Here is a 10,795-nt window from a genome sequence, read left to right on the forward strand (position 1 = left end):
TGCTTGGTTCAAGCTAGAGTATGAAACAACCAAAACTATTAACCTACCCGGTGTAATCGATGTTTACAGCTGGGAAAAGCTAGAAACTAACTGGGTGATGGTGTTAGAAGATTTTGGGGGCGAATCTCTCAATCGGATAATTCCGAAGCAGGAATTCACAATTGCTGAGTTTCTCCACCTGGCCATTGAGATTGTTGACATTCTCGGTCAGGTTCACCAGCAGCATATTATTCACAAAGATATTAACCCATCAAATATTATCTTAAATCAGAATACTGGTAAACTTAAGCTAATTGATTTTGGTATTTCAACCACACTGTCGCGAGAAATATCAACCTTTCGCAATCCGAATGTATTAGAAGGAACTTTAGCTTATATTTCCCCAGAACAAACGGGTCGCATGAATCGAGCCATCGATTACCGCACTGATTTTTACTCCCTGGGGGTGACCTTTTATGAATTGCTGACGGGAGAGTTACCCTTCCCCAGCAATGATGTTTTGGAATTAGTCCATTGTCATATTGCTAAACAACCGACACCACCACAAGAAATCAAACCAGATATTCCACCAATTCTTTCAGCGCTCCTGTTGAAATTGATGGCGAAAAATGCTGAAGAACGCTATCTATCAGCCTATCGGATTAAGGCAGATTTAGCAGAATGTCTCAGACAGTGGCAAACCAAAGGGCAAATTGATGCTTTCGTGATCGATCAGCACAATGTTTCCGATCAATTTCAAATACCACAAAAACTATATGGGCGAGAACAGGAGATTTCTACCCTATTAGCTGCTTTTGATCGAGTCAGCCAAGGAGCTAGTGAAATGATGCTGGTTTCGGGGTATTCTGGTATTGGCAAGTCCGTATTAATACAGGAGGTATATAAGCCCCTGACTCGCCAACATGGCTATTTTATTTCTGGTAAGTTTGACCAGTTTCAACGAGATATTCCCTACGTTTCTTTAATTCAGGCATTTCGGTCATTAGTACAACAATTACTCACCGAAAGTGAGCAAGAGATTAACAATTGGCGAGAAAAGCTACAACTTGAATTAGGGGAAAATGCACAGGTAATCATTGAAGTTATTCCTGAAGTAGAACTAATTATTGGTCCACAACCACCTGTGCCAGAGCTTCCGCCAACAGAACTCCAGAATCGCTTTAATTTTGTTTTTCAAAAATTTATTAAGATATTCACTCAACCGGAACATCCGTTAGTCATTTTTCTTGACGACTTACAGTGGGCAGATAGAGCTTCGTTGGAATTAATTCAACTGCTGATGACAGCAGCAGATAATAAATATCTATTTTTCATTGGGGCATATCGAGATAATGAAGTAAACGAAGTACATCCGTTGACTCAAACCTTGGAAAAGATTGAATCAGCCAGGGTAAACATTAAGAGAATACTACTTCCCCCCTTAGCCTTAACTGATGTTAGCCAACTTATCGTTGATACGTTTTTCGTAGATTCAATAACTGCTAAACCCCTTGCAAAATTAATACAGAAAAAAACTGGCGGAAATCCGTTTTTTATCAATGAATTTATAAAATCTCTGTATTCTGAAGGTTGGTTGTATTTTAACTATCCTTCTCAGAAATGGGAGTGGGATATAGAGCAAATAAAAGCGCAACCCCTTACAGATAATGTGGTGGAGTTGATGACTAAAAAAGTTAAAGACTTACCCACAAAAACTCAAGCCTTATTAAAATTAGCAGCTTGCATAGGGAACCAGTTTGACCTGAAAACACTGGCAGTGATATATGAAAAATCTATAGGGGAAACTGCAACGGATTTACGGTCAGCACTCCAATCTGGTCTAATTATACCCCTTAGCTATGCCTACCAGTTGGTGGAACTTGATATCGAAGGGTTGTCAAATCAGTTAATTGTAGAATACAAATTTGCCCACGACCGCATCCAACAAGCAGTTTACTCGCTGATTCCCAAAGCAGATACCCAAGCAGTACATCTGGGGGTTGGCAAGTTGTTACTGCAAAATACATCCTCTGAAGAATCTGAACAGAAGCTGTTTGAGATTGTTAACCAGTTGAACAAAGGTCGGGAGCTAATTGAGGAACAAACAGAGCGAGATGAGTTAGCTCGATTAAATCTACGGGCAGGCAAAAAAGCCAAATCCTCAGCTGCTCGTCAACCGGCTTTCAATTATCTCCAGACCGGCTTAAGTTTGTTAAGTAACCAGAGTTGGTCACAGCAGTATGATCTTACCTTAAATTTTTATGTGGAGGCAGCAGAAGCCGCTTATACAATTGCCAACTACGACCAAATGGAGCCCTTGATTGAGATAGTCTTGCAAAAAGCCCAAACACTGCTAGACAAAGTCAAAGTCTATGAAGTCAAAATCCAAGCCTATTCTGCCCAAATTAAATTCATAGAAGCAATCAAAACTGGGCTAGAAGTTCTGAAATTACTTGGGATCGAATTACCCGAACGACCCAGCCAATCTGATCTGACGGCAGAGATAGAGCAGATCAAGTCTGCCTTAGGGGGCAGGCAACCTCAGGAGCTAATTGACTTACCCCAAATGACCGATCCTTATAAATTAACAACTATGGGGATTATGAACTACTTGTTTACTCCTACGTTCATAACAAATAATCAACTTTGCTTGGTCATTTGGTGCAGACAGGTTAATTTATCGATTCAGTACGGTAATTCTGCTGATTCTGCTTTTCCCTATGTAGGTTACGGGATTATCCTCTGCTTAAGAGGAGAGCTTGAGGCTGGCTATCAGTTTGGTCAACTTGCTTTAAAGTTGCTAGAACTATTCAAAGATAGAACATTCAAAGCCAGAACTTATTCAACCTATAAAATATTTCTCAAGCATTGGAAGGAACCCCTCAGAGATACATCATCTTTTTGCATGGAAGGTTATCAAAGTGGCATAGAAACTGGAGATCTTGAACATGCTGCTAGTGCTATAGATGGATATGTCTACGCTTTGTACCTAAGTGGTGTGGAACTAATCGATGCTAAGAAAGAGACGGCAAAAGCAATTGCAGCTACTATTCAAACTAAGCAGGAAGCTTTCATTCATTGGACTCAAACCTATATGCAGGCTATCCTTAACTTGATGGGAGAAGCCGACAATCCCTGCCGTTTGATTGGTGAAGCATATGATGAAGAAAAGATGATGCCAGCCCATCTTGCCAGTGGAGATCGCACTGCACTGATGCATGCTTATTCACATAAACTCACTCTATGTTATCTTTTCCAGGAATTTCAGCAAGCGGTTGAAAATGCCGACCAGTTTGAAGAATATGCTGCCAATGCTGCCTCATCATTCATCTTTACCACTGCCTACTTCTATGACGCCCTGGCTCGGCTAGCATTTTATCCTGATGCTTCAGAGACTGAAAGAGCAGAAATCTTGACCAAGGTTGCTGCTAAACAAGAAAAAATGGAACTATGGGCAAAGCAAGCTCCGATGAATTTTCTACACAAATTTTATCTAGTCGAAGCTGAACGATCCCGAGTTTTAGGCAAAGATAGCGAAGCTAGAGACTATTACGACCGCGCTATTACTTTAGCCCATAAAAACGAATATCTCAACGACGAAGCCCTAGCTTATGAACTAGCAGGCAAATTCTATTTAGCCAGAAACCAAAACCACGTTGCTCGCCACTACCTACAAGATGCCCACTATACTTATCAAGGCTGGGGAGCTGTGGCTAAGGTCAAAGATTTGGAAGCTCGATACCCACAATTTTTAGCTACAGTTTCAACAGATAGTATTAAAACTAGCTTAAATCCGTCCATTACCGACTCAGGTAAAACTACATCCGGTGTTTTGGATATCAATAGCATTCTCAAAGCATCGCAAACAATTTCTGGGGAAATTATCCCAGACAAGTTGCTGGAAAAGTTAATGAAAATCCTGATTGAGAATGCTGGCGCTCAACAAGGTTTTCTGATACTATATAAAGACGGTGATTGGGTAATTGAAGCTGAAGGAACAGTGGATTCTGATCAAGTTACTACACTGCAATCCCTGCCAGTAGACTCTGTGGATGCTGCTAGTCAAACCCCGGTCTTGTCAGTCTCTATCATTAATTATGTGGCTCGCACCCAGGAAAATTTAGTCTTAAGTGATGCGGCTAATCAAGGACAATTTACTCGTGACCCTTACATTGTTGCCACTCAACCCAAATCGATTATCTGTACTCCTTTGTTAAATCAAGGTAAACTAAGCGGTATTTTATATTTAGAAAATAATTTAACCACAGAGGCATTTACGAGCGATCGCATTGAAGTTTTAAGAATGCTTTCTGCTCAAGCTGCTATCTCTATTGAAAATGCTCGTCTCTATGGACAGTTAGAAGACTATAACCGCAATCTAGAGCTTAAAGTAGAAGAGCGCACTCAAGAACTATCTCAAACTTTGGAAGTTCTGAAAGCTACTCAAGCGGAACTAATATTTGAAAACGAGTTACTGAAGAGTGACGAACAAGCCGCGAATTTTGATTATCAAGTGGGGGGAAGTTTACCGATGGATTCTCCCACTTATGTGGTGCGTTCTGCTGACAGAACTCTCTACAAATCATTAAAGCAAGGGAAGTTTTGTTACATTCTCAATCCCCGCCAGATGGGCAAGTCAAGCCTGATGGTACGTATGATTAACCACCTGAACCATGAGGGGATTAGCTGCGCGGCCATCGACTTGACTCGGATTGGCAGCGAAAATGTTACCCCTGACCAATGGTATAAGGGATTGGCAGTAGAGCTATGGCGAAGTTTTGGTTTACTAAGAAAGGTGAATTTAAAAAAGTGGTGGAATGAACGAGGGGATATTTCTACGGTTCAGCGGTTGAGTCAATTTATAGAAGAAGTCTTGCTAGATGAACTTGATAAACCAGATAACAGTTTACCCAATAAAAGGGTAGTTTTTATTGATGAAGTTGATAGTGTGTTGGGCTTGAATTTTCCAGTTAATGACTTTTTTGCTCTGATTCGCTCCTGCTATAATCAGCGTACTATCAATCGAGACTATGGCAATTTAACTTTTGCTCTTTTTGGAGTTGCTACCCCCTCTGGCTTAATTACTGACCACAAAAGAACTCCTTTTAATATTGGTCAGGCGATTCAACTAGAGGGCTTTAAAGAGCATGAAGCTCAACCTTTGCTTCAAGGATTAGCAGAGAAAGTGACCAATCCTCAAACACTGCTCAAAGAAGTGTTAGCATGGACGAGTGGTCAGCCTTTTTTGACCCAAAAGGTCTGTCAATTTATCCGCAGTACTTCATCTGCTATCCCTACCAACGACGAAGCTGAATGGATTGAAAATTTGGTGCGAACCAGGGTGATAGAAAATTGGGAATCCCAGGATGAACCGGAGCATTTGAGAACCATACGCGATCGCATCCTCGAAAGTAAACAATCTGTAAGGCTACTGGAGATATATCGACAAATTGTGGACCAGGGAGAAGTGGTGGCTGTTGACAGTCCAGACGAAAAGGAATTGCTGTTGTCTGGGTTAGTAGTTAAGCAACAGGGATCTCTGAGAGTCAATAACCGGATTTATCAATCGATCTTTGACCGCAGTTGGGTTGAGCAGCATGTGTGACTGAGATGTTGGACTTTCAATTAAAATAGTAAAGGGAATAGGGAATAGGGAGTAGGGAGTAGGGAGTAGGGAGTAGGGTATCAAAAATTATCACAATTCCTACACGGATTCCTAAAGCTCTGAAATTTAGGAGTCTCAAGTCAGGATGGTACAACAGAATGCGTTCGCGTAGCGGCTCCCCAAAGGATTATCCCCGAACCTGCACTCAAGTTGATTCTGATAGCGCTGCCAAGAATTCCTCCGGTAGCATTACGGGAACTGAAGATGACACAAAATCAGATATATTGCGTGTAACGATCAGGTCGAGACCTAAGGCAAGTGCAGCTTCACTGGTGACCGCATCTTCAAAATCCGTCATGGAGCTTTGCAGAGCAGCTCGAATCACCTGATCGGTTATGCTGGCAACTTGAATACGTTGTAATAACGTCGATAGTAATCTCCGTGCAACGTCACTCCCCACCTGACGACGCAAAATATAGAAAATGTTGGTTATGGCATGGCCTGAAACATATCCTTCAAGGTCTTCCTGGGTTACTGTATTTAATGCTTGTGCCGAAGCAACCACAAATGGTTGGCGTTGAGCTAGAACATCAAGTAATACGTCACTATCAAACAACACCCGTCTCACTGGTATTTTTCCTCAAGATAATCGATGTAGGACTCCTTGGAATCCTCTGGACTTAGCTCAAGCACACCAAGTAGGCTTTGAGTCCAAGGATCAAGATCAGTCATTGGTGTTGAAATTGAGCTATTAGACATAGATAACAGGGTTTCTTGTTCAATTGAGGCCAACAGGGACTCGACTAAACGCCAGCGTACACTTATTGGTAATTGCAATGCTTGGTTTTGCAATTCTTGCCATGTCATTGGCTCTCTTCCTCAAGAACTTCCTTTTCTAATTTTAGAGTATGGGCCAATTGGAGTGATGTAATCCCTGCCTCGCACATGGCCAGGTAAAGGGCAGCTTTTAAGGCAGTCTGAATTGGGACTGGGACTAAATAGTCTCCGTCTGCTGGGGGTGAGGGATTGGGGATGTCGAGTTTGTCATCAATTCTCGCAGCGATCGCTTCTTCCAAACAGTCCGCTGCTTCAGCGAAGGCTTGTTCCATGGAATCTCCCTGAGTAATGGCTTCTGGCAGATCCTGAAAAGTTACCACAAACCCGCCATCCGACTCGTCAGGGGTAAATGTAGCCGGGAATGAAAATCGACTCATAGTAATGGCATGGTTAAATTTCATCTTCCTGTAGACCAAGCTGACGTAGCATTGCCTTCAATGTCCCAGTCTTGAGTTCATCTTTGGGATTGCGGACAATAGTAAATCGATCACCAAAATAGAGTGTGACGTGGCTTCCTTTCCCGCGCTTTTTGTCAACACGAGATTCGAGACCACGCTCTCTTGCTAACTTTTTTACCCTCTATCATGAACTCACTTCCTTTCATAATAAAACTATCGGACATTATTGTCCGGTAGTCAAGGGCGAAGGGATCCGTGAGGGCTTGGCTCCCGAAACCGCCTTCCCAAAGCCTCTTTCTTTCGTCAGCGATTGTCATTAAATCAAGACTTTACTATAATGTCAGCACAGTCAAGCTTTTATAAATTAATAGAATAAATGTATTAATTAACTTCAGTCATCAAGAAGATTGATGGGGAGATGGGGAGATGGGGCAGATTTGTATTAAGGGTAATTATCCGGCGTTGCTGAATCAAGGAATGAATAGAAGTAGGGTGGGTATCCTGCACGACCGAAAAGATCAGGAACGGGCAAGATGCCCATTCCACAGGTGCGACCCAAGGGCGATTTACTCGCCCTAGGAGGCGCGCACCTACTCTTAAAATCATTCCATTATTAAGCAACGCCTAAAAACTAAAATAATGAAGACTCTGAAATTATTACCTTTTGTATGCGTAATACTTGCTTCAATGCAACCTAGAGTTTTAGCTCTTAGCAAATTATTCGATAGCGTCGAAGACGCTCTTAAAAAACCATTTAAAATTGTTTCTGAAGGTGTTGCTGAAGGTGCAAGCGATAAAGCCTTAAAAGAATTTGAGGACTTTTTTAATAGTTCAATACGCCCCTTTAGTGATGATGTAATCAATAAAGTTGATCGGGTAGCAGCAAATAACATTCTCCGCACTGAGGAAGCTGCTCAGAGACTTTTAGACCATAGTAAAGACAATATCCTAGATATTGAAAATCAAGTGGTTGAGGATATTGATCATATCTTGGAAAGAGTAGATGAGCGCTATCGTGGCGTAATGCGGGAAACCTTCTTAGAGATTAATCGTGCTCGTGCAGAGACTCTTATTGATGTCCGCTATACTCTTGGTACTGTTGATCAATCCCTAGAAGCGCGAATCAACCAAATTGCTTTAGAGATGATGACGCTTCTTGCTCAAGTTGATAAGATTGTGCAAAAAACTCCAGGTACTTTTTACAAAGAACTGTTTGACCCTACAATTACAAGATTGGAGAACCTTGAGCGAGATATTTTCCTTAAATTAGATGAACTTGTAAAAACACTTAATTGCTCTAGGGCAGGCACTATTGAAGATTTACGAATTAGCTTTAATAAAATAATTGAAAAGGCTCGCAGCACCCTACCTTTTTCCATATTTCGTCGTCGTACCTCTTGTGAAAGAGAAATGCGTCAGGTATACCAAGAAGGCAGTGATATATATTTTTACCGTGTATCTGAGTGTGAAATTAACAAAATTATCAATCAGCGTGGACATATATTAACTATGCAGCAAATTGCAGATAACTACGGACAACTTCAACTCAATGCTAGTCGAATGGCTTGTTTAGCTAAAGATATTGCACCAGATCTACATGATCAAATAAAAGGAGACTGGTTAGAATACGGAATAAAAACTCGTTTTTGGAAAAATTATCTAACAAATAGCTCACAAGGAGAATAATTATGAAACGTTTAATGGCATTAAGCACGATTATCCTTACAGTTAGTATAGGAGTAGCTTCTTGTACTCGATTAGTAAACAGTCAAAACAGTCGCCAGGAGTGTGATAAAAACTCTACGGCTTTTCAATGTTATGAAGCAACATTATCGGAAATTCGTTTAATGAAGCAAGAGTTACAAACAAAGCTTCAAGAACTTGAAAGTGTTAGAAACGAAGTCAAGTCGCTCAACGAAAAGTTGGGAAATACAACTAATAAACTAGAACAAAATTTTATTAAAATTAGTAATAATCGTGAGCAACTGACACAAAATCATCAAGCTTTAAGCAATAGTGTGGAAGGGTTAAATACTAGGATTCAGTCCCTTCAAGCAAATCAGGATAATTGAGATCAAAAATTAGATAATTTAACCAAGACATCTACTCAGGAGGATCAAAAGCTTGGTCAGAAGATTAGTAACATTGAATCTGGTGTTAATCAGAGAATATCGAATGAAGTTCAGACTTTGTCAAACCAACTTCAAGGGTTGACTACTAATGCAGATAAGACGGTTGTTCAGGGTAACCTACTGATTAACGGCAATCGATGGGATGGGACAAGACAGGAAGCTACTACTGATAGGAGTAATGATGCTTTTTGTCCTGAAGGACATTACGTTGTGGGAGCACGTGCCATCGATACAGATGGTGGAAGATACTGCGTCAGTTGTATAAGTCGTGTGAAGTTATTCTGTAGACAACTCTAGAATATGAGAACCACTTGCCTATGTTAACGGAGCCACTTTTTTAAATAATATAGGACTTACGAAATTTAGTTAGTCTCGCCCCCCTAACCCCCAATTTTGGGGGGAACAAAACTCTCAAAGTCCCCCACAGTTGGAGAACCAACGGGGGGCTTTCCCAAAACCAGACGATCGCGCATTCATACTTCAATTCAGCAATGCCTAGTCTGAAAAACGATTATGTTCAACTCTCCATCAAAATCAACCTCAAAGCATCTAACTCCACATACCATGGCTCAGGCCAAGCTTTAATCTGATGCCATTTTTCCTTAAAAACTTCAGCTTGGAGGTGATACTGTTTAGGATTCCTAGAAGGAGTATATAAATTCAGATAAAGTGTAACTCGGTGCTGGGTTTCACTCATCGTCACCAGCCAACAGGGAAACGTATTGTCTTGATTTGGCTCTTTTAGAAATCTCAGATGATGGGCACGGATGCCAACATAAGCCAAAGATTTCCTAATCGGTTCTACAACTGAGAGACTACAGTTCCAGTCCAGGGCTTGAATTTTTTGGTGGTCAATAATCTCAACCCGAGAAAAGTTTTTACACTCCGTTAATTGTGCTACCCTAAAGCTAGGAGGATGCTCAAAAATAGCTTCTTTAGAGTCATAACCAATAACATTTCCTTCAGAAAGTACTAACAGATTACCACAGACCCGGTAAGCTTCCTCTAATTTATGGGTGACGAAAAGAGTGGCTCCTTGATAATTAGAGAAAACTTCCGTTAGTAGCATTTCGATCTGATTCCGTAGATAGGTATCAAGGGCAGAAAGGGGCTCATCTAATAGTAACGCTTCTGGTGCGATCGCCATTGCTCTTGCTAAGGCTACCCGCTGCTGCTGACCCCCAGAAAGTTCGTGAGGATAGCGCTTTTCCAGTCCCTGTAAATGCATCAATTCAATATATTTCCATACCCGTTTGTTCCTTTGAGCTTTCGGCAATTCCTGCAAGCCAAAGCCGATATTTTCAGCTACATTCATGTGGGGAAACAGGGCATAATTCTGAAACACAAAACCAATGCGACGTTGGTGAGGAGGAAGATTAATACCCTGTTTGGAATCAAACAAAACTCTTCCGTTCAAGACAATCCGGCCTTGAGTCGGTGTAGCCAAACCAGCAATACACCGTAGCGTCATACTTTTACCAGAACCAGAAGCCCCTAAGATTCCTAAGGGCTTACCATTAGCAGTAAATTTAGCATCTAGGGTAAAGCTAGAGCTTACCTCTTTTCGTAACTCTACTAAAAGTCCTTGACTTGGTTCTATGTTAGATTTTTTCTCTATTCCCTGCTCTTTTCCCCCCTGATTAAGGGAAGCTCTAGTCCCCCCCTTAATCCAGGAAGTTCTTGTCCCCCCCTTATTAAGGGGGGTTAGGGGGGATCCCTTACTTACTTCTATATTAGATTTTTTCCCTGCTCCCTGCTCTTTTCCCCCCTGATTAAGGGAAGCTCTAGTCCCCCCCTTAATCAGGGAAGTTCTTGTCCCCCCCTTATTAAGGGGGGTTAGGGGA

Annotated in this window: 11 protein-coding genes; 4 read left to right on the plus strand and 7 right to left on the minus strand. The window is 41.4% G+C overall.

Annotated elements, in window-relative coordinates:
- Positions 1-5,584 (plus strand): AAA family ATPase (locus F6K20_RS09960; protein WP_287294544.1); only part of this gene is annotated, 5,584 nt, incomplete at its 5' end.
- Positions 5,585-5,600: 16 nt separating this feature from the next.
- Here the strand turns inward: F6K20_RS09960 and F6K20_RS09965 are convergent.
- The 6 genes from F6K20_RS09965 to F6K20_RS09985 form a co-directional block, all read right to left on the minus strand.
- The gene (locus F6K20_RS09965) at positions 5,601-5,723 is read right to left on the minus strand and encodes a hypothetical protein (protein ID WP_287294546.1); all 123 of its coding nucleotides are present in this window, start codon (positions 5,721-5,723) and stop codon (positions 5,601-5,603) included.
- A gap of 66 nt (positions 5,724-5,789) precedes the next feature.
- Positions 5,790-6,212: a PIN domain-containing protein gene (locus F6K20_RS09970; protein ID WP_287294563.1), complete on the minus strand. Its 423-nt coding sequence runs from the start codon at positions 6,210-6,212 to the stop codon at positions 5,790-5,792.
- On the minus strand, positions 6,209-6,451 hold the full coding sequence (locus tag F6K20_RS09975; protein WP_287294564.1) for a hypothetical protein: 243 nt from the start codon (positions 6,449-6,451) through the stop codon (positions 6,209-6,211). The genes F6K20_RS09970 and F6K20_RS09975 overlap by 4 nt, the downstream gene beginning before the upstream one ends.
- The gene (locus tag F6K20_RS09980) at positions 6,448-6,798 is read right to left on the minus strand and encodes a type II toxin-antitoxin system HicB family antitoxin (RefSeq protein WP_287294565.1); all 351 of its coding nucleotides are present in this window, start codon (positions 6,796-6,798) and stop codon (positions 6,448-6,450) included. The genes F6K20_RS09975 and F6K20_RS09980 overlap by 4 nt, the downstream gene beginning before the upstream one ends.
- Positions 6,799-6,811: 13 nt before the next feature.
- Entirely contained in the window at positions 6,812-6,898 is an 87-nt protein-coding gene (locus F6K20_RS39850) for a hypothetical protein (protein WP_502708301.1), read from the minus strand.
- A 302-nt stretch (positions 6,899-7,200) separates the two neighbouring features.
- Positions 7,201-7,425, minus strand: a complete 225-nt coding sequence (locus tag F6K20_RS09985) for a hypothetical protein (RefSeq protein WP_287256181.1) — start codon at positions 7,423-7,425, stop codon at positions 7,201-7,203.
- Between the two features lie 33 nt (positions 7,426-7,458).
- Here F6K20_RS09985 and F6K20_RS09990 point away from each other — a divergent pair, with 33 nt between their 5' ends.
- The 3 genes from F6K20_RS09990 to F6K20_RS10000 all read left to right on the plus strand — a co-directional run bounded on the left by F6K20_RS09990 (position 7,459) and on the right by F6K20_RS10000 (position 9,248).
- A complete protein-coding gene (locus F6K20_RS09990; RefSeq protein WP_287256183.1) occupies positions 7,459-8,505 on the plus strand; it encodes a hypothetical protein in 1,047 nt (348 codons plus the stop codon).
- 2 nt (positions 8,506-8,507) lie between these two features.
- Positions 8,508-8,891: a coiled-coil domain-containing protein gene (locus tag F6K20_RS09995; RefSeq protein ID WP_287294566.1), complete on the plus strand. Its 384-nt coding sequence runs from the start codon at positions 8,508-8,510 to the stop codon at positions 8,889-8,891.
- A 117-nt stretch (positions 8,892-9,008) separates the two neighbouring features.
- Positions 9,009-9,248, plus strand: a complete 240-nt coding sequence (locus tag F6K20_RS10000; protein WP_287294567.1) for a hypothetical protein — start codon at positions 9,009-9,011, stop codon at positions 9,246-9,248.
- A 220-nt stretch (positions 9,249-9,468) separates the two neighbouring features.
- Here the strand turns inward: F6K20_RS10000 and F6K20_RS10005 are convergent.
- Positions 9,469-10,795, minus strand: a 1,327-nt coding sequence (locus F6K20_RS10005; protein WP_287294568.1) for a sulfate/molybdate ABC transporter ATP-binding protein, incomplete at its 5' end; no start/stop codon positions are given.

The sequence above is a fragment of the Moorena sp. SIO2C4 genome (genome assembly GCF_010672485.1).
Taxonomy (GTDB): domain Bacteria; phylum Cyanobacteriota; class Cyanobacteriia; order Cyanobacteriales; family Coleofasciculaceae; genus Moorena; species Moorena producens.